This window comes from Streptomyces wedmorensis, assembly GCF_000716445.1.
GTDB classification, from domain to species: domain Bacteria; phylum Actinomycetota; class Actinomycetes; order Streptomycetales; family Streptomycetaceae; genus Streptomyces; species Streptomyces wedmorensis.
Genome location: NZ_JNWK01000003.1, coordinates 21,615 through 44,612, shown reverse-complemented (window position 1 = coordinate 44,612; position 22,998 = coordinate 21,615). Strand labels below are relative to the sequence as shown.

Annotated in this window: 21 protein-coding genes and 1 riboswitch; of the genes, 8 read left to right on the top strand and 13 right to left on the bottom strand. The window is 70.5% G+C overall.

Features of this window, described 5'->3' with window-relative positions:
• Positions 1-51: 51 nt before the first annotated feature.
• Together OO54_RS02600 and def are read left to right on the top strand one after the other, a co-directional pair.
• The gene (locus OO54_RS02600) at positions 52-1,032 is read left to right on the top strand and encodes a tetratricopeptide repeat protein (RefSeq protein WP_017236276.1); all 981 of its coding nucleotides are present in this window, start codon (positions 52-54) and stop codon (positions 1,030-1,032) included.
• Between the two features lie 67 nt (positions 1,033-1,099).
• Entirely contained in the window at positions 1,100-1,735 is a 636-nt protein-coding gene (gene def, locus OO54_RS02595; protein WP_033201241.1) for a peptide deformylase, read from the top strand.
• Between the two features lie 62 nt (positions 1,736-1,797).
• Here def and OO54_RS02590 read toward each other — a convergent pair whose 3' ends face one another.
• The 8 genes from OO54_RS02590 to OO54_RS02555 all read right to left on the bottom strand — a co-directional run bounded on the left by OO54_RS02590 (position 1,798) and on the right by OO54_RS02555 (position 11,115).
• The gene (locus OO54_RS02590) at positions 1,798-2,811 is read right to left on the bottom strand and encodes a ribonucleotide-diphosphate reductase subunit beta (RefSeq protein ID WP_200146675.1); all 1,014 of its coding nucleotides are present in this window, start codon (positions 2,809-2,811) and stop codon (positions 1,798-1,800) included.
• Entirely contained in the window at positions 2,811-5,189 is a 2,379-nt protein-coding gene (locus OO54_RS02585; protein WP_033201239.1) for a ribonucleoside-diphosphate reductase subunit alpha, read from the bottom strand. Before OO54_RS02585 ends, OO54_RS02590 begins: the two co-directional genes overlap by 1 nt.
• Before the next feature lie 133 nt (positions 5,190-5,322).
• Positions 5,323-5,449, bottom strand: a riboswitch (cobalamin riboswitch).
• Between the two features lie 50 nt (positions 5,450-5,499).
• The gene (locus OO54_RS02580; RefSeq protein WP_033201238.1) at positions 5,500-6,000 is read right to left on the bottom strand and encodes a GNAT family N-acetyltransferase; all 501 of its coding nucleotides are present in this window, start codon (positions 5,998-6,000) and stop codon (positions 5,500-5,502) included.
• A gap of 74 nt (positions 6,001-6,074) precedes the next feature.
• The gene (mctP, locus tag OO54_RS02575; RefSeq protein ID WP_033201237.1) at positions 6,075-7,697 is read right to left on the bottom strand and encodes a monocarboxylate uptake permease MctP; all 1,623 of its coding nucleotides are present in this window, start codon (positions 7,695-7,697) and stop codon (positions 6,075-6,077) included.
• Complete coding sequence (locus tag OO54_RS02570; RefSeq protein ID WP_051786665.1) at positions 7,694-7,948, bottom strand: DUF3311 domain-containing protein; 255 nt, start codon at positions 7,946-7,948, stop codon at positions 7,694-7,696. The genes mctP and OO54_RS02570 overlap by 4 nt, the downstream gene beginning before the upstream one ends.
• Positions 7,949-8,048: 100 nt before the next feature.
• Complete coding sequence (locus tag OO54_RS02565) at positions 8,049-9,032, bottom strand: helix-turn-helix domain-containing protein (RefSeq protein ID WP_033201235.1); 984 nt, start codon at positions 9,030-9,032, stop codon at positions 8,049-8,051.
• A gap of 103 nt (positions 9,033-9,135) precedes the next feature.
• Positions 9,136-10,101 carry an aldo/keto reductase gene (locus tag OO54_RS02560; protein ID WP_033201234.1) on the bottom strand — a complete coding sequence of 322 codons (966 nt, stop codon included), beginning with the start codon at positions 10,099-10,101 and terminating at the stop codon, positions 9,136-9,138.
• Between the two features lie 249 nt (positions 10,102-10,350).
• The gene (locus OO54_RS02555; RefSeq protein ID WP_033201233.1) at positions 10,351-11,115 is read right to left on the bottom strand and encodes a GntR family transcriptional regulator; all 765 of its coding nucleotides are present in this window, start codon (positions 11,113-11,115) and stop codon (positions 10,351-10,353) included.
• A gap of 429 nt (positions 11,116-11,544) precedes the next feature.
• On the opposite strand from OO54_RS02555, the gene OO54_RS02550 reads away from it, so the two are divergent.
• From OO54_RS02550 to OO54_RS02535, 4 genes are all read left to right on the top strand, one after another.
• The gene (locus tag OO54_RS02550; RefSeq protein ID WP_033201232.1) at positions 11,545-12,822 is read left to right on the top strand and encodes an extracellular solute-binding protein; all 1,278 of its coding nucleotides are present in this window, start codon (positions 11,545-11,547) and stop codon (positions 12,820-12,822) included.
• A 75-nt stretch (positions 12,823-12,897) separates the two neighbouring features.
• Positions 12,898-13,887, top strand: a complete 990-nt coding sequence (locus OO54_RS02545; protein ID WP_033201231.1) for a carbohydrate ABC transporter permease — start codon at positions 12,898-12,900, stop codon at positions 13,885-13,887.
• Complete coding sequence (locus OO54_RS02540) at positions 13,884-14,762, top strand: carbohydrate ABC transporter permease (protein ID WP_017236265.1); 879 nt, start codon at positions 13,884-13,886, stop codon at positions 14,760-14,762. The genes OO54_RS02545 and OO54_RS02540 overlap by 4 nt, the downstream gene beginning before the upstream one ends.
• 9 nt (positions 14,763-14,771) lie before the next feature.
• Positions 14,772-16,301 (top strand): glycoside hydrolase family 3 protein, encoded by a 1,530-nt coding sequence (locus OO54_RS02535; protein WP_033201230.1) that lies wholly within the window; start codon positions 14,772-14,774, stop codon positions 16,299-16,301.
• 86 nt (positions 16,302-16,387) lie between these two features.
• On the opposite strand, the gene nagB is transcribed toward OO54_RS02535, so the two are convergent.
• Entirely contained in the window at positions 16,388-17,173 is a 786-nt protein-coding gene (gene nagB, locus OO54_RS02530; protein WP_033201229.1) for a glucosamine-6-phosphate deaminase, read from the bottom strand.
• A 601-nt stretch (positions 17,174-17,774) separates the two neighbouring features.
• On the opposite strand from nagB, the gene OO54_RS02525 reads away from it, so the two are divergent.
• Positions 17,775-19,241 carry a sensor histidine kinase gene (locus tag OO54_RS02525; protein ID WP_033201228.1) on the top strand — a complete coding sequence of 489 codons (1,467 nt, stop codon included), beginning with the start codon at positions 17,775-17,777 and terminating at the stop codon, positions 19,239-19,241.
• 192 nt (positions 19,242-19,433) lie between these two features.
• Here OO54_RS02525 and OO54_RS02520 read toward each other — a convergent pair whose 3' ends face one another.
• Entirely contained in the window at positions 19,434-19,691 is a 258-nt protein-coding gene (locus OO54_RS02520; RefSeq protein ID WP_003953983.1) for a WhiB family transcriptional regulator, read from the bottom strand.
• Positions 19,692-20,008: 317 nt separating this feature from the next.
• A complete protein-coding gene (locus OO54_RS02515; protein WP_033201227.1) occupies positions 20,009-20,977 on the bottom strand; it encodes a diacylglycerol/lipid kinase family protein in 969 nt (322 codons plus the stop codon).
• A gap of 108 nt (positions 20,978-21,085) precedes the next feature.
• On the opposite strand from OO54_RS02515, the gene OO54_RS02510 reads away from it, so the two are divergent.
• Positions 21,086-21,502, top strand: a complete 417-nt coding sequence (locus OO54_RS02510) for a hypothetical protein (RefSeq protein ID WP_033201226.1) — start codon at positions 21,086-21,088, stop codon at positions 21,500-21,502.
• Between the two features lies 1 nt (position 21,503).
• Here OO54_RS02510 and OO54_RS02505 read toward each other — a convergent pair whose 3' ends face one another.
• Together OO54_RS02505 and OO54_RS02500 are read right to left on the bottom strand one after the other, a co-directional pair.
• Entirely contained in the window at positions 21,504-22,445 is a 942-nt protein-coding gene (locus tag OO54_RS02505; protein WP_234439424.1) for an RNA polymerase sigma factor SigF, read from the bottom strand.
• Between the two features lie 77 nt (positions 22,446-22,522).
• Positions 22,523-22,936, bottom strand: coding sequence for an ATP-binding protein (locus OO54_RS02500; RefSeq protein WP_019889334.1), 414 nt, complete (start codon positions 22,934-22,936; stop codon positions 22,523-22,525).
• Positions 22,937-22,998: the final 62 nt, after the last annotated feature.

Here is a 22,998-nt window from a genome sequence, read left to right as displayed (position 1 = left end):
GGGCATGGTTGGATGCGAACAAGAGGGTGAAGCGACCGGCAGGCGGGAATCGTGAAGATCTTCGGGAAGGTACGGCATCGGCCCTCCGCCTCGTGGCGGCAGGCCACCGACCGCGCGTTCACGCTGATCGGCGACGGCCGGTACGAGGACGCGGGGGCACTCCTGACGCGCGCGGCGGATCTGGAGCCCTGGCTCTCGGAGTCCTGGTTCAACCTGGCGCTGCTGCACAAGTTCCGGCACGACTGGGAGCAGGCGCGGGCCGCCGGGCTGCGCGCGGTCGCGCTGCTCGACAAGGAGACCGGCGCCCCCGACTGGTGGAACGTCGGCATCGCCGCCACCGCGCTCCAGGACTGGCCGCTGGCCCGCCGGGCCTGGCAGGCCTACGGCCTCAAGGTGCCGGGCGCGGCCGCCGGCACCGGCGAGCCCGCCGGCATGGAGCTGGGCAGCGCCGCCGTCCGGCTCTCGCCCGAGGGCGAGGCGGAGGTCGTGTGGGGCCGCCGGCTCGACCCGGCCCGGATCGAGGTCCTCTCCATCCCGCTGCCGTCCTCCGGGCGCCGCTGGGGCGAGGTCGTCCTCCACGACGGCGTGCCGAACGGCGAGCGGACCACCACCGCCGGCCCCTCCTACCCCGTCTTCGACGAGATCGAGCTGTGGGCGCCGTCCCCCGTCCCCACCTGGGTCGTCCTCCTGGAGGCCGCCACCGAGGCCGACCGGGACGCCCTGGAGCAGCTCGCCGCCGAGGCGGGCTTCGCCGCCGAGGACTGGTCCTCGTCCGTGCGGCTGCTCTGCCGCGCCTGCTCCGAGTCGACCATGCCGAGCGCCGAGGGCGAGGGCGAGCACTCCGACCCGCACGACCACAGCGAGCCGGGCCACCCCGGACCGCTCGGTCACCGCTCGCCCGGCGAGCTGTGGGTGCCGGAGCGCGAATGCGGCATCGCGGCCCCGGCGGGCCTGGTCCGCGGGCTCCTCGACGGCTGGGTGGCGGACAGTCCCGACAGCCGCGAGTGGCGTGATCTCGAAGAGGTCTGCTGAGGCCACGGCCACGGGCCCGTAGGCTGTCCTCCGACGGAATCGGGTTTTCAGAAGGGCGCGGCCGGACATGGCGCAGCAGGAGACGGACGAGCAGACGCAGATCAACGACGGGTTCGTCGTGGACACGGAGGACTGCGAGGCGCGCGAGCTCGCCTACCGTGAGCGCGGCACCGCCCGCCCGATCACGGTCGTCGGCAACCCGGTGCTCCACAAGGAGTGCAAGGACGTCACCGAGTTCGACGCCGACCTCGCGCAGCTGATCGACGACATGTTCGCCAGCCAGAAGGCCGCCGAGGGCGTGGGCCTGGCCGCGAACCAGATCGGCGTGGACCTCAAGGTCTTCGTCTACGACTGCCCGGACGACGAGGGCGTCCGCCACACCGGCGTCGTCGTCAACCCGGTCCTCCAGGAGCTCCCGGCCGAGCTGCGGGTCCTGGACGAGTCCAACGAGGGCTGCCTCTCGGTGCCGACCGCCTACGCCGAGCTGGCCCGCCCCGACTACGCCGAGGTCCACGGCCAGGACGCCCAGGGCAACCCGATCAAGGTGCGCGGCACGGGCTACTTCGCCCGCTGCCTCCAGCACGAGACGGACCACCTGTACGGCTACCTGTACATCGACCGCCTCTCCAAGCGCGACCGCAAGGACGCCCTCCGCCAGATGGAAGAGGGCACCCCGCGCTACGAGACCGTGCCGAACGCCTGATCCCGCGCACGTACGTGGAAGGGCCCCGCACTCCAGGAGTGCGGGGCCCTTCCACGTACCGGCTAGAAGTCCTCGTCGAGGTCCACCGAGCCCTCGACCGCCACCTGGTAGGCGGACGGGCGGCGCTCGAAGAAGTTGGTGAGTTCCTGGACGCCCTGGAGCTCCATGAAGGCGAAGGGGTTCTCGGAGCCGTACACCGGGGGGAAGCCCAGGCGCTGGAGGCGCTGGTCGGCGACGCACTGGAGGTACTCGCGCATGGACTCGGTGTTCATGCCCGGCAGGCCGTCGCCGCACAGGTCACGGCCGAACTGGAGCTCCGCCTCGACGGCCTCCTTCAGCATGTCGGTGACCTGCTGCCGGAGTTCCGCGTCGAAGAGTTCCGGCTCCTCCTTGCGGACGGTGTCCACGACCTCGAAGGCGAAGTTCATGTGCATCGTCTCGTCGCGGAACACCCAGTTGGTGCCGGTGGCCAGGCCGTGCAGCAGGCCGCGGGACCGGAACCAGTACACGTACGCGAAGGCGCCGTAGAAGAACAGGCCCTCGATGCACGCCGCGAAGCAGATCAGGTTGAGCAGGAAGCGGCGGCGGTCGGCGGCCGTCTCCAGCTTGTCGATCTTCTCGACCGAGTCCATCCACTTGAAGCAGAACTGCGCCTTCTCGCGGATGGAGGGGATCTCCTCGACCGCGTCGAACGCGGCGGCGCGGTCGTCCGGGTCGGGCAGGTAGGTGTCGAGCAGCGTCAGGTAGAACTGGACGTGCACGGCCTCCTCGAACAGCTGGCGCGACAGGTACAGGCGCGCCTCCGGGGAGTTGATGTGCTTGTAGAGCGTCAGCACCAGGTTGTTCGAGACGATCGAGTCGCCCGTCGCGAAGAACGCGACCAGGCGGCCGATCATGTGCTGCTCGGCCGGGGTCAGCTTGGCGAGGTCGGCGACGTCGGAGTGCAGGTCGACCTCCTCCACCGTCCAGGTGTTCTTGATCGCGTCCCGGTACCGCTCGTAGAAGTCCGGGTACCGCATCGGACGCAGGGTCAGCTCGAAGCCCGGGTCGAGCAGGTTCTTCTCGGTGGAGCTCATTACTGGCAGGCCTCGCAGGACTCGGGGTTCTCAAGGGAGCAGGCGAGCGCTTCGGCGTCGGTGGCCGCCTGCTGGACGGGGATGGGGGCGGCGGCCGCCGTCGACGCCTGGGCGGCGCGGGCGATCCGGGTCGCCGGGCGCGAGCGCAGGTAGTACGTCGTCTTCAGCCCCTGCTTCCAGGCGTACGCGTACATCGACGACAGCTTGCCGATCGTCGGCGTCTCCATGAACAGGTTCAGCGACTGCGACTGGTCGAGGAACGGGGTGCGCGCCGCCGCCATGTCGATCAGACCGCGCTGCGGGATCTCCCACGCCGTGCGGTACAGCTCGCGCACCTCCGCCGGGATCCAGGAGAAGCCGGCGACCGAACCGCTGGCGTCGCGGAGCGCGTCCCGGGTCTGGGCGTCCCACACGCCGAGCTTCTTCAGCTCGTCGACGAGGTACGAGTTGACCTGGAGGAACTCGCCCGACAGGGTCTCGCGCTTGAAGAGGTTGGAGACCTGCGGCTCGATGCACTCGTACACGCCGGCGATCGAGGCGATCGTCGCGGTCGGCGCGATGGCCAGGAGCAGGCTGTTGCGCATGCCGACGGCGGCGATCCGCTCGCGCAGCGCGGCCCAGCGCTCCGGCCAGTTGAGCTCCACGTCGTAGTGGTCCGGGTGCAGCACACCGCGGGCCGTGCGGGTCTGCTCCCAGGCGGGGAGCGGGCCGCTGCGCTCGGCGAGGTCCGCGGAGGCCTCGTACGCGGCGAGCATGATCCGCTCGGCGATCCGGGTGGACAGCGCGCGCGCCTCGGCGGAGTCGAACGGCAGCCGCAGCTGGAAGAAGACGTCCTGGAGGCCCATCGCGCCCAGGCCGACCGGGCGCCAGCGGGCGTTGGAACGCCCGGCCTGCTCGGTCGGGTAGAAGTTGATGTCGACGACCCGGTCGAGGAAGGTGACTGCCGTGCGGACGGTCGCGTCGAGCCGCTCCCAGTCGATGTCGCCGCCGGTGACGAACGAACCGAGGTTCACCGAGCCGAGGTTGCAGACCGCCGTCTCGCCGTCGTCGGTGACCTCGATGATCTCGGTGCACAGGTTCGAGGAGTGGACGACCGTGCCCGGCTCCGCGGTCTGGTTGGCCGTCCGGTTCGAGGCGTCCTTGAAGGTCATCCAGCCGTTGCCGGTCTGGGCCAGGGTCCGCATCATCCGGCCGTACAGGTCGCGGGCCGGCATCGTCTTGCGGGCCAGCCCCTTGGCCTCGGCGGCGCGGTAGGCGGCGTCGAACTCCTCGCCGTACAGGTCGACGAGCTCGGGCACGTCCGACGGGGAGAACAGCGACCAGTCGGCGTCCGCGTTGACCCGGCGCATGAACTCGTCCGGGATCCAGTGCGCCAGGTTCAGGTTGTGCGTACGGCGCTGGTCCTCACCGGTGTTGTCGCGGAGCTCCAGGAACTCCTCGATGTCGGCGTGCCAGGTCTCCAGGTAGACGGCGGCGGCACCCTTGCGGCGGCCGCCCTGGTTGACGGCGGCGACGGAGGCGTCGAGGGTCTTCAGGAACGGCACGATGCCGTTGGAGTGCCCGTTGGTGCCGCGGATCAGCGAACCGCGGGCGCGGATGCGGGAGTAGGAGAGCCCGATGCCGCCGGCGTGCTTCGAGAGGCGCGCGACCTGGTGGTAGCGGTCGTAGATGGAGTCCAGCTCGTCCTGCGGGGAGTCCAGCAGGTAGCAGGAGGACATCTGCGGGTGGCGGGTGCCGGAGTTGAAGAGCGTGGGGGAGGACGGCAGGTAGTCCAGCCGGCTCATCAGCCCGTACAGCGCGGAGACCTCGTCGAGCGCGCGGGCGCTGTCGTCCTCGGCCAGGCCGCAGGCCACGCGCAGCATGAAGTGCTGCGGGGTCTCGATCACCTTGCGGGTGATCGGGTGGCGCAGCAGGTAGCGCGAGTAGAGGGTGCGCAGACCGAAGTAGCCGAAGCGGTCGTCGCCGGCCGGGTCGATCGTCGCGTCGAGCCGCTCCGCGTGCCGCGCGACGAGGTCGGCGGTGCGGTCGGCGATCAGGCCCTCGCGGTGACCGACGGACACGGAGGCGGAGAAGGAGACCGCGCCCTGGTCGGCCGCCTCGTCGGCGATGGTGATCGTCAGGAGCCGGGCGGCGAGCCGGGAGTACGCCGGGTCCTCGGAGATCAGGCCCGCGGCCGCCTCGGTGGCCAACTCGCGCAGCTCCGCCTCGTCCGCCACGGCGCTGCGGCCGCGCAGCGCGGCGGCGGCGACCTTGCCGGGGTCGGTGTCGGGGAGATCGGCGGTGAGGTCGGTCAGGGTCCGCAGCAGTACGGTCCCGGGGCCGTCGCTCTCGACCGCGGAAGCCTCGGCCGAAGCCGGATCGGCGGGCGCGATGGTCACGTGGGGGCTCTCCCTCGCTCGGCTCGGGGCCGCGACGGGGGAAGGCGGGCGAGGGGGCGCCCGTACCGCCGGACGCGCCGTGTCCACCAGCCCACTCCGCGAGGCCCGGAAGTCAGTGGCACCCGGAACGGAAGGACCGGGTGCGCTGGCGGCAGGTCCTCGGACTCACTCCGTACGAAACCGCACGAAACACACCGTTGCGGGACAGTTCCGGATTCGCGCCGGATTCCCCTGCGTCGACAGCGAGGACGAGCATACATGTGGGGGGCGCCGCTGACGGCACCCCCCACATGTTGTGTCGGTTGCGGGCCTACAGCTCCAGCGCGTACGTCAGCAGCGTGTGTTCGGGGATCGGCTGCCAGTCCCGCTCGGGGGTCCGGACGAAGCCCAGCCGGTCGTAGATCCGGTGCGCCGCGACCATCTTCGCGTCCGTGGAGAGCACCAGCCGCGCGCACTCGGGAAGGGCCCGCGCCCGGTCCGCGCAGGCGTGTACGAGCGCTTCTCCGACGCCCCTGCCGCGGGCCGCGGGCGCGACCACCAGCATCCGGAACTCGGCCTCGCCGGGGACCGCGATGTCGGCCCAGGCGGTGCCGCCGGCGGCGAAGGTCACCCCGCCGATGATGCCGCCCTCCGCGTCGGCGGCGACGAGCACCTCGCTCTCGCGGGCCCGCCGGGCCGTGTCGCGGAGCACGGCCAGATAGGAGTCGTCCTCGCCGTACAGCAGCAGCCCGTCGTTCAGATAGGTCAGTGCGGTGAGCTCGCCGAGCTCTTCGTACTCCTCGGGCAGTACCGCCCTGATCGTGAAGTCCATGGGGCCCAGTCTGCCTCCGCCGCACGCGAAGGGGCCCGGGATTTCTCCCGGGCCCCTTCGCGCGCGTCCGTGGGTCAGTGCACCGAGGCGCCGACCTTCGGGAGGTCGCGGACACCGGCGTCGCCGGCGTCCGCCGTGTAGTCCTCGGGCGAGGTCTCGTCGACGCCCTCGGGGGCCTTGAGGGCCTTGAGGACGAAGGTCAGGACGACCGTGACGACGACGTTGAGGACGAAGGCGGTGAGGCCGATGTAGCCGATCTCGCCGATGCCCGGGATCTCGGCCGAGGAGCCGCCGAAGTGCTTCTGGGTGGGGCTGGCGACGCCGTACGCGGCGGCCGTGCCGTACACCATGCCGACGGCCCAGCCGGCGAGCAGCGCCCAGCGGTGGAACCAGCGGGTGAACAGGCCGCCGACGAGCGCCGGGAAGGTCTGCAGGATCCAGATGCCGCCGAGCAGCTGGAAGTTGATCGCGACCGTCTTGTCCATGGTGAGGACGAAGACCAGCGCGCCGACCTTCACCAGGAGGGAGACCAGCTTGGAGACCTTGGTCTCCTGCGCCGGGGTCGCGTCCGGTTTGATGAAGTCCTTGTAGATGTTGCGGGTGAACAGGTTGGCCGCGGCGATCGACATGATCGCGGCCGGGACGAGCGCGCCGATGCCGATCGCGGCGAACGCGACGCCCGCGAACCAGTCCGGGAACATGGTCTCGAAGAGCTGCGGGATGGCGAGCTGGCCGTTCTTGACCTTGATCCCGGCGGCGATCGCCATGAAGCCGAGCAGCGCGAGCAGGCCCAGCATCAGCGAGTACAGCGGCAGGATCGTGGTGTTGCGGCGGATGACCTCGCGGCTCTTCGACGACAGCGTCGCCGTGATGGAGTGCGGGTACATGAACAGCGCGAGCGCCGAGCCGAGCGCGAGCGTCGCGTACGTCCACTGGCCGGCCTCACCGGGGACCAGCGCGCCGCGCGGCTTGCCGGTCGCCGGGTTGGTCTGCGCGTACGCCTCGCCGGCCTTCGCGAAGATCTCGTCGAACCCGCCGAGCTTGATCGGGATGTAGATGATGGCCACCGCGATCACGATGTAGATCAGGGTGTCCTTGACGAAGGCGATGAGCGCCGGGGCGCGCAGGCCCGAGGAGTACGTGTACGCCGCGAGGACGCCGAAGGCCAGCAGCAGCGGCAGGTCCTTGACGAACCAGTGGGTGGTCTCGCCGCCGCCGACGCCCATCACGTCCAGGACGGCCTGGATGCCGACGAGTTGGAGCGCGATGTACGGCATGGTGGCGAGGATTCCGGTGACCGCGACCGCGAGCGACAGGCTCTTGGAGCCGAAGCGGCCCCGGACGAAGTCGGAGGTGGTCACGTACCCGTGCTTGTGCGAGACCGACCAGAGGCGAGGCAGGAAGGTGAAGATCAGCGGGTAGACCAGGATCGTGTACGGCACGGCGAAGAAGCCGGCCGCGCCCGCCGCGTAGATGGCCGCCGGGACGGCGACGAAGGTGTACGCGGTGTACAGGTCGCCGCCGAGCAGGAACCAGGTCACCCAGGTGCCGAACGACCGGCCGCCCAGGCCCCATTCGTCGAGGCTGTGCTCGTTCTCGGCCTTGCGCCAGCGCGCGGCCAGGAAGCCCATGACCGTGACGGCCACGAAGAAGAAGACGAAGACGCCGAGCGCCACGCCGTTCACGCCGTCCTTCATCGCGCGTCACCTCCCTTGCGGGCACGCTGGTCCCGCTGCCACAGCATGTAGGCGACCATGGTGAGTGCGGTGGATATCAGCACCCACAGCATTTGGTACCAGTAGAAGAACGGGATGCCGGCGAAGAGCGGTTCGACCTTCGCGTACGAACTCACCCAGAGCATCGCCACGAACGGGGCGAGAAGGCAGAGCGCGATCACCACCCTCAGGGGGGTGATGGTCGGTTGTTTCCCTTGTGTCGCTTCTGACATGGCAATTCCGTCCCCTCGCTGATCACCTCGGTAATGCTGGGGAAATCTAGGGGACGGTTTCATTGCTGGGAACCCCTGTCCGCATAACGGAACCGCTTCTTCAGAGCCAACCCTCCTTTGCCGCCCGCACGCCCGCCTCGAACCGGCTGCGCGCGCCGAGGCGGTTCATCAGGTCCGAACTCATCCGCCGGACGGTCCGCAGCGAGATCCCGAGCCGTCGCGCCGCGACGTCGTCGGTACAGCCGATGCCGAGGAGCAGGAGCAACTCCCTTTCCTGCGGCGAGAGGTCGTGAGCGTCACGGCGCGGGGCCTCGCCGAACGGGGTGCCCGATTCCCACAGCCGGTCGAAGAGCACCACCAGCGCGTGGACCAGGCCGGGGCTGCGCACTTCGAGGGCGCCCGCGCGTCCGTCCCGCGGGTCGACCGGGACGAGCGCCGCCTCGCGGTCGACGACCACCATGAGCATCGGGACGACGGGGACGGTCCGTGCCTCGCCGCCGAGGTCGCGGTACCAGCGCACGTAGTCGACGGTCGGCGGGTCGTTGCGGAGGCTCTCCTGGTAGATCGACCGGATCCGCACCCCGCGTTCCAGGGCGAGTCGGTCGAGCGGCCGGCTCGCGTCCATGGTGTCGGGGAGCTGGGCCCCGCCGGTGAGCAGGGAGAGGCATTCGGTACGGGCGTTGGCGGCCAGGTCCTCAAGGCGCTCGCGGACCCGGTCGAGGCCGGTGATGCGGTCCACGACGTCGTACCGGACACCGGCTCCGGGGCCGTCGCCGTACGAGGCGAGGAGGCCGGCCACCGTGCGGCCCGCCTGCTCGAACCGGCGTCTGTTCCTGCCCAGTTCGGCCTCGGCCCGGGCGAGCAGGAAGGAGAACCCGACGTCCGGAGTGAGGGGTTCGGCCGTTCCCGAGAGGTCGTCGAAGAGGACGAGACCCAGGTCCGCGAGGTGGGCGAGCGACTCCCGGACCTCGGGTTCGGGGTGGCCGAGACCGTCCGCCAGTTCCGCCGCGGCGCACCCGGGCCGTGCCAGGAGCCGCCGGTAGACGGCCTCCGTCGGCTCCGGTATGCCGAGTGCCTCCAGCATGCGGTGTCTCCCCCCAGGGCCGGTCCGAGGCGCCGGCCGTGCCGCGAGTGATCGTAGAGGGGGACACCCATTCAGGTCTAGACCAATAAAGGTGCCGGGTCGGTCAGCCGGCCTGGTCGAGCCGCCGCCTGATCCCGTCGTCCAGCCGTACGCCCACGGCTCCCAGCGACTCCTCCAGCTGGCCCACCGAGCTCGCCCCGATCACCGGCAGGACCGGCACCCCGCCGCCCATCGCCCAGGCCAGCACCACCTGGTTCGCGGTCAGGCCCGTCTCCTTCGCGACCTCGGCGAGGACCGCGAGGCGCCGCCGCGAACCCTCGTGCCGGTACTGCTCCGGTATCTCCTTGCGCGGATCGGTGTACGCACCGGTCAGCTGCGTCGTGTACGCCACGAAGGTCAGCTCCGGCCGGGTCCCCAGATAGTCGAGCAGCTCCTCCGAGGCGTGCGGGTTCACGCCGAACTCCGCCCCCGGCCGCGGCCGCAGATACGTGTACCGCTGCTGTACGGCCGCGTAGTCCGGCACCCCGGCAGCCACCGCCGCGCCCCGCGACTCCTCGACCCGCCAGGCGGCGAAGTTGGAGCAGCCGGCCCGGCCGATCTTCCCGGCGGTCATCAGGTCGCCGAACGCGCCCATGGTCTCCGCGACCGGCGTCGTGCGGTCGTCGATGTGGGCGTAGTAGAGATCGATCCGGTCCGTGCCCAGGTTCCGCAGGCTCTCCTCCACCTGGCGGCGCAGCACCGGCGCGGAGAGACCCTCCGCGTACTCCGGCCAGGCCGAGCCGGGCGGCTCCGGCAGCGCGCCGACCTTGGTGGCGAGCACCACCTCGTCCCGCACGCCCCGGCTGCGCAGCCACCTGCCGATGACCAGCTCGCTCTCGGCGCCGGTCGCGCCGGGCTCCCAGAAGGCGTAGGTGTTCGCGGTGTCGATGAAGGTGCCGCCGGCTTCGTGGAACCGGTCGAGGACGGCGAAGGCCGCGGCTTCGTCGATCCGGGTGCCGAACGGCAGGGTGCCCAGGCAGAGGGCGCTCACTCGCGGGCCGGACGGGCCCCCGAGGGTGGTGTACTCCATGGTTCTCTCCTCGTGTGCGGAGCTCAAGGCTGTCGCCGTCGAGCACGCGCTGTCATCGAGGAGCGGGTGGCAGCCTCCGCCCGGTCACTTGGTGCCGCCGCCGCGGCCGCCCGCAGCGGCGGGCTGACCTGCGGCCCGGCCGGGGTGACACGTTCCGGCCGGGCGGAAGCTGCCAGGGTCCTGTCCGGCAGGTGGCGCCGTCTGCCCGGAGGGCCGGGCGGGACTTTCCGGACAGGGCCCAGGGTCGGGTCAGCCGTTGGGGCGCTGGAGGCGGGCGACGAACTTGTACCGGTCGCCGCGGTAGACCGAGCGCACCCATTCGACCGGCTCGCCCTGGCCGTCGAGGGAGTGGCGGGAGAGCATCAGCATCGGCAGGCCGACGTCCGTGCCGAGCAGCCCGGCCTCGCGCGGGGTGGCGAGGGAGGTCTCGATGGTCTCCTCGGCCTCGGCGAGGTGCACGTCGTACACCTCGGCGAGGGCGGTGTAGAGGGACGTGTACTTCACCAGGGACCGGCGCAGCGCGGGGAAGCGCTTCGCCGACAGGTGGGTGGTCTCGATGGCCATCGGCTCGCCGCTCGCGAGCCGCAGCCGCTCGATGCGCAGGACGCGCCCGCCGGTGGAGATGTCGAGCAGCCCGGCGAGGGTGTCGTCCGCGGTGACGTACCCGATGTCGAGGAGCTGGGAGGTCGGTTCGAGGCCCTGGGCCCGCATGTCCTCGGTGTACGAGGTGAGCTGCAGGGCCTGGGAGACCTTGGGCTTGGCGACGAAGGTGCCCTTGCCCTGGATGCGCTCCAGGCGCCCCTCGACGACCAGCTCCTGAAGGGCCTGGCGCACGGTGGTCCGCGAGGTGTCGAACTCGGCGGCCAGGGTCCGCTCCGGCGGCACCGGCGTGCCGGGCGGGAGGGTCTCCGTCATGTCGAGCAGGTGACGCTTCAGCCGGTAGTACTTGGGCACGCGCGCGGTGCGGGTGACTGCCCCGCCCTCTGTCTCTGTGCCGCCCGCGTCCGTGGCCATGGCCTGCCTTCCCGACTCCTGTGCTGCTGCCGTCACCGGCTCCTCCGTCTGTCGCGGCTCACATGGTGGCACGCTTCGTGTGCCCTCACCGTTTCTCCTGCCGATATGTGCCGGTTCGGCGAGGAGGAGTCGTTCCCTGCCTCTTATACACCGAGGAGTCCCTCGTTGGTCTAGGCCATTCAGGCCGAGAGGTGCGGGTCACTTCCAGGGTCCTCCACCCGCCCCCCGAGGGCCTTGCCGGGGCGAGGTGTCGGTCCGATAACGGACGCCACTACCCGTCTTACACACTCTTGACACCCCAAAAGGTCTAGGCCAAGCTCCGGGTACTGGTCTAAACCATTAAAGACCAGGTCCCAGCCCCACGAGCACTACCCGACGTATGTCTTCGCGCGGTGGGCAGGGGTTGCAGGCATCCCTGAGGAGGGTGGCGTGAAGCGCAAGCTCATCGCGGCGATCGGCGTCGCGGGCATGATGGTTTCGATCGCGGCGTGTGGGGGCTCCGACAAGTCCGGAGACAACGCCGGCGGCGACGCCAAGGAGCTCACCGTCTGGCTGACGGTGGACGCCCAGAACAACTGGCCCGAGCTGGTCAAGGCCGCCGACGACGCGGTGACCAAGAAGCACCCGGGCATCAAGATCAAGCACGAGTACTACGGCTGGCCGGACAAGAACACCAAGCTCGACGCGGTGCTCGCCACGGACAAGGCCCCGGATGTTGTCGAAATGGGCAACACCGAGATGATCAGCTACATGGCCAAGGGTGCCTTCGCCGAGGTCGACGCGTCGAAGTTCGAGAACTCCGACAAGTGGCTCGACGCCCTCAAGGACTCGGTCACCTACAACGGCAAGACCTACGGCGTCCCCTACTACGCCGGTGGCCGCGTCGGCACCTGGCGCAAGGACGTCGCCGCCGAGGCGGGCGTCAAGGCCGCCCCGAAGACCTGGGCCGAGCTGACCGCCGCCCTCGACGCCATCCAGGCCAAGAAGGGCGACAAGTTCAGCGCCTGGTACCAGCCGTCGCCCGACTGGTACGCCGCGATGTCCTTCGTCTTCGACGCCGGCGGCTCCATCGCCAAGCAGGACGGCGAGACCTGGAAGGCGAACCTCTCCTCGCCCGAGTCCGTCAAGGGCCTCACCGAGTACAAGAACATCCTCGACAAGTACATGCACGGCGACAAGACGAAGGACGAGTCCGACCGTCCCGTCGTCTTCGGCCAGGGCAAGTCCGCCACCATCTTCGCCGCCGGCTGGGAGGGCGCCACCGCCGCCGACCCGAAGTCCGACAAGGTCGGCGGGCTGAAGGACAAGCTCGAGAACTTCGTGATGCCCGGCCCGTCCGGCAAGCCCCTCCCGGTCTTCCTCGGCGGCTCCGACCTGGCCATCCCGGTCAAGTCCAAGGCGCAGGGCGTCGCCGGCGAGTGGATCGCCGCCTTCACCGGCGCCGAGGGCCAGAAGGGCCTCATCGCCAAGGGCAACCTGCCCAACAACAAGGCCGACCTCGCCCCGCTGAAGAGCGACCCGGCCACCGCCGTCCCGGCCACCGCCGCCGAGTCGAGCTACTTCGTCCCGACCGCTCCGGGCTGGGGCCAGGTCGAGAAGGCCCAGATCCTCAAGACGATGCTCATCGACATCGCCAAGGGCAAGTCCGTCGAGGAGGCCGCCAAGACGGCCGACGCCGCGATCGACAAGGTCATCAACACCAAGTGACCTACGGGCAGGGCCCCGTCACCGTGACGGGGCCCTGCCGCCCGTACCACGAGAGGGATCGCTGAGGAGCACGGGATGAGTGCCGCAGACACAACCACCGCGAAGCTGCCGCCGGTGCGGCAATCGCCACCCTCCGGCTCCGCAGCCGGTGGCCCGGGGAAGCCCGGCAAGAAGAACGGCGGGGCAGGCGTCCCATGGCTGCTGCTCGCGCCATGTCTCCTCGTCCTGCTCCTGGTGCTGGGCTACCCGCTGGTCCGCCTGGTCGCCCTCTCGTTCCAGAAGTTCGGCCAGCCCCAGCTGTGGGGCTTCCAGGAAGCGGAGTCGGCCGGCTTCGACAACTTCACCAAGATCCTCACCGACGGTGAGTTCTGGGCCGTCGTCCTGCGCACCGTGATCTTCGCGGCCGGCGCCGTGATCGTCACCATGGTCCTCGGCATGATGATCGCCCTGCTGCTCCAGCGCGTCTCGGGCTGGGTCAAGGCGCTGATCAACATCGTGCTCGTGGCGAGCTGGGGCATGCCCATCATCGTCGCCACCGCCATCTTCAAGTGGCTCTTCGACGCCGACTACGGCGTGCTGAACTGGCTGCTCAGCCGCATCCCCGGCGTCGACATGATCGGCCACAACTGGTTCGCCAGCGGCCCCCAGGGCCTCGCCGTGATCATGCTGCTGGTCGTCTGGGGCGCCGTCCCCTTCGTGGTGATCACCCTGAGCGCCGGCCTCACACAGGTCCCCAAGGAGCTCGAAGAGGCCGCCCGCCTGGACGGAGCCGGCGCCTGGGGCGTCTTCCGCTTCGTCACCCTGCCCATCCTCAAGCCCATCATCGTCATGCTGACCACGCTGTCGGTGATCTGGGACATGGGCGTCTTCCCGCAGGTCTACGTGATGCGCAACGGCCACCCGGAGCCCGAGTTCCAGCTGCTCACCACGTACTCCTTCGACCGGGCGTTCGTCGTCAACGACTACGGCACCGGCTCCGCGATCGCGCTCGTCACGGTCCTGCTGCTGCTCGGCGTCGTCGCCGTCTACATGCGCCAGATGCTCAAGATCGGAGATGTGGAGTGAGCGCCGCCAACGCCACGGCAGCCCCGGCCAAGTCGCCGGCGCCGGCCGTCACCCACCGCCGCAAGTCCAAGCTCGGCTGGAACCTCCTCGGCCTGCTCGTCGTCCTCACCGCCGGCTTCCCGGTCTACTGGATGATCAACACGGCCTTCAAGCCGGCCAAGGACGCGATCGACCCGGACCCGCACTTCTTCCCGTCGACCTTCACGCTGGAGAACTTCAAGCGTGCCCTCGAGATCGCGGACTTCTGGGGCCCGGTCCTCCGCAGCCTCGTCGTCTCGCTCGTCGTGGTCGTCATCGGCATCGCGGTCGGCCTGCTCGCCGCCCTCGCGATCTCCCGCTTCGCCTTCCGCGGCCGCAAGATCGTGATCGTCGGCATCCTCGCGGTCCAGATGGTCCCGCTGGTCGCCATGATCATCCCGGTCTTCCTGCTCCTCAACGACCTCGGTCAGTACGACAGGCTCACCGGCCTGATCATCACCTACCTGACCTTCATCCTCCCCTTCACGGTGTGGACGCTGCGCGGCTTCATCGTCAACATCCCGAAGGAGCTGGAGGAGGCCGCCATGGTCGACGGCTGCACCCGCACCGGCGCCTTCGTCCGGGTCGTCTTCCCGCTGCTCGCGCCCGGCATGGTCGCCACCTCGGTCTACGGCTTCATCCAGGCGTGGAACGAGTACCTCTACGCCCTGATGCTGATGAGCCAGCAGAACCAGACGGCCACCGTCTGGCTCAGCAACTTCATCACCAAGAACGGCACCGAGTACGCCCCCATGATGGCCGGCTCCACCATGATGGCCGTCCCCATCGTGATCCTCTTCCTGCTCGTCCAGCGCAAGATGGCCGCCGGCCTGACCGCCGGCGCGGTGAAGGGATAACCGAGCCCCATGACCACTCTCGTACACGGCTCGGACACCCTGACGCGTGACGCGCTCACGGTCCTCCAGCCCGGCTTCGTCGGCACCACCGCGCCCGACTGGCTGCTCCGCCGCATCGGCGAGGGCCTGTCGTCGGTCGGCCTCTTCGGCCGGAACATCGTCACCCCCGGGCAGCTCGCCGCGCTCACGGCGCAGCTGAGGGCCGAGCGGGACGACGTCCTCGTCGCCATCGACGAGGAGGGCGGGGACGTGACCCGCCTGGAGGTCAAGGAAGGCTCCTCCTTCCCCGGCAACTACGCCCTGGGCAGCGTCGACGACGTCGAGCTCACCCGGGCCGTGGCCCGCGAGCTGGGCCGCAGGCTCGCCCGGTGCGGCGTCGACCTGAACTGGGCGCCCTCCGCCGACGTCAACTCCAACGTCGAGAACCCGGTCATCGGCGTCCGGTCCTTCGGGCCGGACCCGGACCTGGTCGCCCGGCACACCGTGGCGTACGTCGACGGCCTCCAGGGCGTCGGGGTCGCGGCCTGCACGAAGCACTTCCCCGGACACGGCGACACCAACGTGGATTCCCACGACGCGCTGCCCCGGATCGATGTGGACCTCGCCACACTGCACGCCCGTGAGCTGGTACCTTTCCGCGCCGCCATCGCCGCGGGTACCAAAGCGGTCATGAGCGCGCATATTCTGCTGTCCGCGCTCGACCCTCACCGTCCGGCCACCCTGAGCCCGCAGATCCTCACCGGTCTGCTGCGCCAGGAGCTGGGCTTCGAGGGGCTGATCGTCACCGACGGCATGGAGATGCAGGCCGTCGCGGCGACGTACGGCATCGAGCGCGGATCCGTCCTCGCGATCGCCGCGGGCGCCGACGCCATCTGCGTCGGCGGCGGGCTGTGCGACGAGGACACCGTGCTGCGGCTGCGCGACGCGCTGGTCAGTGCGGTACGGACCGGTGAACTGCCCGAGGAGCGGCTGGCCGACGCCGCGGCGCGCGTGCGCGCCCTGGCGGCCTGGACCCAGGCGCACCGGGCGAGGGGCGGGGCTGAGACGGTGCCGGGCGCGGCAGTGCAGGAGGGGACCGCGCCCGGCACCGACATCGGACTCGTCGCGGCCCGCCGGGCCCTCAAGGTGACCCGGGGGGAGCGGCCCCACACGCCGATGACCGGCGCTCCCTTCGTGGCCTCCTTCACGCCCGTCGCGAACTTCGCGGTCGGCGACGAGACGCCCTGGGGCATCGCCGCGGAACTGGAGCGACTGCTGCCCGGCACGGAGACCGGCTCGTACGACGAGTCGTCCGCCGTGGACGAGGTCCTCGCAACCGCGGGGGAGCGGCGGATCGTGGCGGTCGTCCGGGACGTCCACCGGTACCCGTGGATGACCGCGGCCCTGGACCGTCTCCTCGCGGCCCGCCCCGACACCGTCGTGGTCGAGATGGGCCTCAACGAGGCGGAGCCCCGCGGGGCGCTGCACATCGCCACGCACGGCGCGGCCCGGGTCTGCGGTCGCGCGGCCGCCGAGGCCGTCGTGGGAACCGGCGCCTGAGCGCCGGCTCCGACTCCTGTACGCGAAGGGGCCCGGCACCTGAACAGGTGCCGGGCCCCTTCGCGTGAGCGGGGAAGCCGGGCGGTTCAGATGCCCTGCCAGTCGGGCTTGGCGGCGAACGTCTGGCGGAAGTACTCCGCGAGCTTCAGCTTGGACGCGGCGGCCTCGTCGACGACGACCGTGGCGTGCGGGTGCAGCTGGAGCGCGGAGGCGGGCACCAGCGCCGACACCGGGCCCTCGACGGTCTGCGCGACGGCCTCGGCCTTGCCCTCGCCGGTGGCCAGCAGCACCAGGTGGCGGGCTTCCAGGATGGTCCCGATGCCCTGGGTGATGACGTGGTGCGGCACCTGCTCGATGTCGTCGTCGAAGAAGCGCGCGTTGTCCACCCGGGTCTGCTCGGTGAGCGTCTTGATCCGGGTGCGGGAGGCGAGCGAGGAGCACGGCTCGTTGAAGCCGATGTGCCCGTCGGTGCCGATCCCGAGGATCTGCAGGTCCACACCGCCGGCCTCGGCCAGCGCCTTGTCGTAGGCCTCGCAGGCCGCCTGGACGTCCTCGGCGGAGCCGTCGGGGCCCATGAAGGCGTCCTGGGAGAGGCCGAGCGGCTCGACGACCTGGCGGAGCACGGTGGAGCGGTACGACTCCGGGTGCCCGGCGGGCAGGCCCACGTACTCGTCCAGCTGGGCGATCCGGGCCCGCGAGGGGTCCACGGAACCGGCCGTGACCTGGGCGACGAGGGCGTCGTAGATCGGGATCGGAGTCGAACCCGTGGCCACGCCGAGCAGCGCGTCGGGCTTGCGGCGCAGGAGGTCGGCGATGCCGTCCGCGATGAGCTCGCCGCCCGCCTTGGCGTCCTTGACGATGACAACTTCCACGCTGTGCCTGCCGATCTGGTGAGGGGCTGGTGAGGAGCCGTGTGGTATAGACCAATCAAAGGCCAAATCTAGCAGAGGAGAGGCCTTCTCCTCATGCCGTTCCACCCCACGGACGACCGCCGCCTCCATCGTCGGACGCACCCGACCCCCCAGCCACTCGACATCGCGTACGCGATGGGGGTGCGGCGTGGCCGCCGCCCGGCTCGGCCGCTGGAGACGTTGATGATCCGGCCCCGGAACGGGCCCGGTGGGGGAGGGTGGGGGCCTCGGAACGGGCCCGGAAATACCCGCGGGCCGCGGCGCCTGACGGGACCCTCAGCCCGTCCGGCACCGCAGCCCGGAGTTGCCCGGCCGGGGGTGTGCGGTCCCTCGGCCGTTGTGGGAGGTCTCGACGCAGTCAGGGCAGAGAGCGTCGGGTACCTCGTTCCACCCTCCTGTGCGGGGAGGATGGAGGCTTGGTTGCGTTCATTGTGGACTAGACCATTCTTGTCTGTCCATCCATGAGAACGCGGTGCTTCCGGGCCCATCCTCCAACACGGAAGCCCGGAGATCCAGGTTCACCGCCCCTGAATTCCGCAGGTACGCTCGCATCGTGCCCTCCATGAACGACCTCGTGCGCCAGCACACCGCCCTGAGCGACTCCGACCTCGAGTGGCTCCACCTGCTGGTGTCGGAGTGGCAGCTGCTCTCCGACCTCTCCTTCGCCGACCTCGTCCTCTGGGTCCCGACCCTCGACGGCACGCGGTACGTCTCCGTCGCCCAGATGCGGCCGAACACCGGCCCCACCTCCTACCAGGACGACATGGTCGGCCACCTGGTCCCGCGCGGCCGCCGCCCGCTGCTCGACGCCGCGCTCGACGAGGGCCGGATCGTCCGCGAGGGCGACCCCGAGTGGCGCGAGGAGGTCCCGGTGCGGGTCGAGTCCATCCCCGTGCGCCGCGAGGGCCGGGTCCTCGGCGTCATCGCCCGCAACACCAACCTGCTGACCGTCCGCACCCCCTCCCGACTGGAGCTCACCTACCTCCAGTCGGCCTCCGACCTCGCCCAGATGATCGCGGCCGGGTCCTTCCCCTTCCCGGGCGAGCAGGTCGACATGGACTCCTCGCCCCGGGCCGGCGACGGCCTCGTCCGCCTCGACGCGGAGGGCATCGTCCAGTACGCCTCGCCCAACGCCCTCTCCGCGTACCACCGCCTCGGCCTCGCCGCCGACCTCGTCGGCCAGCACCTCGGCCAGATCACCGCCGAACTCGCCCCCTCCCGGGGGCCGGTGGACGAGGCCCTGGTCACCCTCGCCTCCGGCTACGCGCCGCGCGAGTTCGAGGTCGAGGGCAACGGCGGGGTCATCCAGCTGCGGGCCATCCCGCTGAAGCCCAAGGGCACCCGCATCGGTTCGCTCGTCCTGCTCCGCGACGTCACCGAACTCCGCCGCCGCGAGCGCGAGTTGATCACCAAGGACGCCACCATCCGGGAGATCCACCACCGGGTGAAGAACAACCTCCAGACGGTGGCCGCCCTGCTGCGGCTCCAGTCCCGCCGGATGGACTCCGAGAGCGGCCGCGAGGCGCTCAACGAGGCCGTGCGGCGCGTCGGTTCGATCGCCATCGTCCATGAGACGCTGTCCCAGAACCTGGACGAGCGCGTGGAGTTCGACGAGATCGCCGACCGGGTGATCGCGATGGTCGCCGAGATCTCCCCGGGCAAGGTCACCTGCCGGCGCACCGGCCGCTTCGGCATCCTCGACGCCGAGGTCGCGACCCCGCTGTCGATGGTCCTGACCGAGATCCTGCAGAACGCGCTGGAGCACGCCTTCTCGCAGGGCGAGCAGGGCACGGTCGAAGTGGCCGCCGTGCGCGGTGAGCCCAGGGCCGATGCCCGACTCCTGATCACCGTCCAGGACGACGGCTGCGGTCTGCCCGAGGGCTTCGACCCGCAGCGGGCCGGCAACCTCGGTCTCCAGATCGTACGGACCCTGGTGGAAGGGGAGTTGGGCGGTTCCTTCGACATGCTCCCGGGTGCCGAGCGCGGTACGAAGGTGGTCCTCGACATCCCGGTGCAGCCGCAGAAGTAGCCGCCGCGGAGAACGGGTCGCGGAAACCGGCGGCCGCCGAAGCGGCCGTACGCGCGCGGACACAGCAGCGAGCCCCGACCGAAGGAATCGGCCGGGGCTCGAATGCTGTGGGTTACTGCTGCGCGCTGCGGCTCAAGGGCGGTGATTGCATACGCGACGTATGCGCCGCCGGCCTCAGGCTGTCGGTGGGCGTCAGGCGCTGGCGTTACGCGCCCGGTTGCGAGCGGCACGGCGCTTCATCGCGCGGCGCTCGTCCTCGCTGAGGCCACCCCAGACGCCGGAGTCCTGGCCGGACTCGAGCGCCCACTGCAGGCACTGCTCCATGACGGGGCAGCGGCGGCAGACGGCCTTGGCTTCCTCGATCTGCAGCAGCGCAGGACCGGTGTTGCCGATGGGGAAGAACAGCTCGGGGTCTTCCTCACGACAAACGGCGTTGTGACGCCAGTCCATGGCTGCTACCTCTCTCAGTGTTACGTGCCAGTTGCTTGTGAATGTGAACGCTTTCACGAATCCCTCCGCAAGGGAAGGGCCGACTGCCAGGTGAACTGGTGTGGTCCTGATTGCGAGGAGGGGTTCTGGCTCTCAGTGGAGGCCGGTCTTGCGGGCCGTCCCGATCGCCAAGAAGAGACTCCCAAACCCCAGCAACGGATACAACCCCTTCCGGAAAGTTTTTTTTGATTCCTCGGTGTCGGCTAGGTCACAGCCGTACTTCTAAGGGGTGGATGCGCGCCTAAACGTTCGAGTGAAAGGACTTTGGGCCCTTCCACTCACACAATCACACGCAGTGCACGGCGTACGCCTGTGAACGTCACGCTCGTACGCAGTCCCAGGTGGTCTCCGTCCATCTGCAGGGGGAGGGGGACCTTCGAATGCAAGGTGAAGTCGGTCAGGTCGTGCAGAGTCACGGCGTGCTTGCCCCGCGGACCCCGCTCCGGGGTCGAGGTGAGCAGCTGGGTGGCGTAACGGGCCACCGCCGGAGTGGAGAGACGGCTCAGCCCGAGCACGTCGAGCGCGGTCTCGAAGGAAGCCTCCGGGGACGCGTACACCGGACGATTGCCCAGGTAGGTCCAGGGGGAGGTGTTGCAGATTATGGAGAGGACCAGGTCCTCGACCGGCTCCGCACCCGGGCGCTCCAGGGTGATCGTGCCGTGCCGCCGGTGCGGTTCCTCCAGGAACTGACGCGCCACCTGGCGCAGATAGAGGGCGTGCGTGGATCTCTTCCCGCGCTCCCGCTGCTGTTCGACCCGGCCGACGACGCCCGCGTCGAATCCGAGCCCGGCGCAGAAGGTGAACCAGCGGGACGGCACCGCCTCGTCCTCGGTGCCCGGCGTCCCCGAGGCGAGACCGAGGCTCACCGTGCGTGCCCGGCGCTCGCGCAGCGCGTCGAGCAGGGCGCCGGTCGCCTCCACGGCGTCGTTCGGCAGGCCGAGCGCGCGGGCGAAGACGTTGGTCGAGCCGCCCGGGACCACCGCGAGGCCCGGCAGCCGGTCGGGATCGGGCCCGTCGTGCAGCAGCCCGTTCACCACCTCGTTCACCGTGCCGTCGCCGCCGAGGGCCACGACCAGGTCGATGTTGCCCGCGTCGGCGGCACGCCTGCCCAGGTCGCGTGCGTGGCCGCGGTACTCGGTGGTGACCGCCTCCAGCTTCATCTCGCTCGCCAGCGCGTGGATGAGCACGTCACGGGTGCGGGCACTGGTGGTGGTGGCTGCCGGGTTGACCACGAGAAGTGCGCGCATGAGCGCCAGGGTACCTACCCGGCGGTACCCCGGCCCAGCCCGGCCGTGCTCCGGCGACCCGCACCCGGCCCGTCCGGGAGCCGGTCCCGCCCGGCTACCCTGCCTTCCATGAGCAGCACGGAGCAGACCCCGCGACCCACCCGTCTCACCGCGGCGGCGGCCGTGGCCGGCATCGAGGCCCTCGGGCTCCTCGCCGGGGGCGTGTACATGCTGGTGCACGCCCTGACCGAGAAGACCGGTGACCTCACCGGGGCGCTGACCGGCGCGGTGACGCTCGTCGCACTCGGCCTGATCCCGCTCGCCGCGGCCCGCGGGCTCTGGCTGCGCCGCTCCTGGAGCCGCGGTCCGGCCGTCATCACCCAGATCCTGGCGCTGCCGGTCGCCTGGCAGATGCTCCAGGCGGACAGCGCGATGATCCCGGCCGGCGTCGTCCTCGCGATCCTGGCGGCCACCGGGCTCGTCCTCCTGGTGAACCCGGCCACGACCGAGGCGCTCGGCATCCGGCGCCCCGGTCAGGAAGCCTGACCTACTCCTCCACGAGAAGCTTCTCCCGCAGCGACGCCAGGGTCCGAGCCAGCAGCCGGGACACGTGCATCTGCGAGATGCCGACCTCCTGCGCGATCTGCGACTGGGTCATGTTCCCGAAGAAGCGCAGCAGCAGGATCCGCTTCTCCCGGGGCGGCAGGTCCTCCAGGAGCGGCTTGAGCGACTCGCGGTACTCGACCCCCTCAAGGGCCTCGTCCTCCGCGCCCAGGGTGTCGGCCACCGCCGGCGACTCGTCGTCCGTGTCGGGGACGTCGAGGGAGAGCGTCGAGTAGGCGTTCGCCGACTCCAGGCCCTCCAGGACCTCCTCCTCCGAGATCCCGAGCCGCTCGGCCAGCTCGTGCACCGTCGGCGAGCGGCCGTGCTGCTGGGACAGCTCCGCCGTCGCCGTGGTGAGCGAGAGCCGCAGCTCCTGGAGCCGGCGCGGCACCCGGACCGCCCAGCCCTTGTCACGGAAGTGGCGCTTGATCTCACCGACGACCGTGGGCGTCGCGTACGTCGAGAACTCGACCCCGCGGTCCGGGTCGAACCGGTCGACCGACTTGATCAGGCCGATGGTCGCGACCTGCGTCAGGTCGTCCAGCGGCTCGCCGCGGTTGCGGAAGCGCCGTGCCAGGTGCTCCACCAGCGGCAGGTGCATCCGGACCAGGCGGTTGCGGAGCTCCGCCTTCTCGGGGGAGCCCTCCGGCAGCTCGCGGAGCTCGAAGAAGAGGGCGCGGGCGCCGCTCCGGTCGTGCGGGTCGGGGACGGCGCGGTCGTCCGGGAGCTCGTCGGCCCCGTCCGTCTCGGCGGCTTGCTCGGCCGTCTCCACGACCCCGGCCGCACCGCTCCCGGCCTGCTCGCTGCTGGGCCCCCCGGGCGTCCCGGGGGCCTCCGGGACACCTGGGGCCCCCGGAACCTCGTGGTGCTGCTCGTGCTCGCTCATCTGGTCCGCCCGCTCCATAGCGACCTCATGCGGCCGCGCCTGCTGCTCAGGGATGCCGGCCGTCGCGTCCCCGCTCCTCACGCCGGGCCTGGCCCCGCGCCGCGCTGTTTGTACAGGCTGATCGAGACCGTACGGTCATCGGCCACCGACGACTCCACCTTTCCGGCCAGTGCCGACAGCACCGTCCAGGCGAAGGTGTCCCGCTCGGGCGCCCGGCCGTCCGTGGTGGGGGCGGACACCGTCACGTCCAGGGAGTCGTCGACCAGCCGGAAGACACAGCTGAGGACGGACCCCGGCACGGCCTGCTGGAGCAGAATGGCGCAGGCCTCGTCGACCGCGATCCGCAAGTCCTCGATCTCGTCGAGGGTGAAGTCCAAGCGCGCCGCGAGGCCGGCCGTGGCCGTACGCAGCACGGACAGATAGGCACCCGCAGCGGGCAGCCGGACTTCCACGAAGTCCTGGGTCCCGGGCTCGCCTGCGATCTGGGACACCCTCACCTCCAAGGTGGCACAAGCTCATTCGGGGTCCGGGGGAGAAACCCCGGACCGGGCGG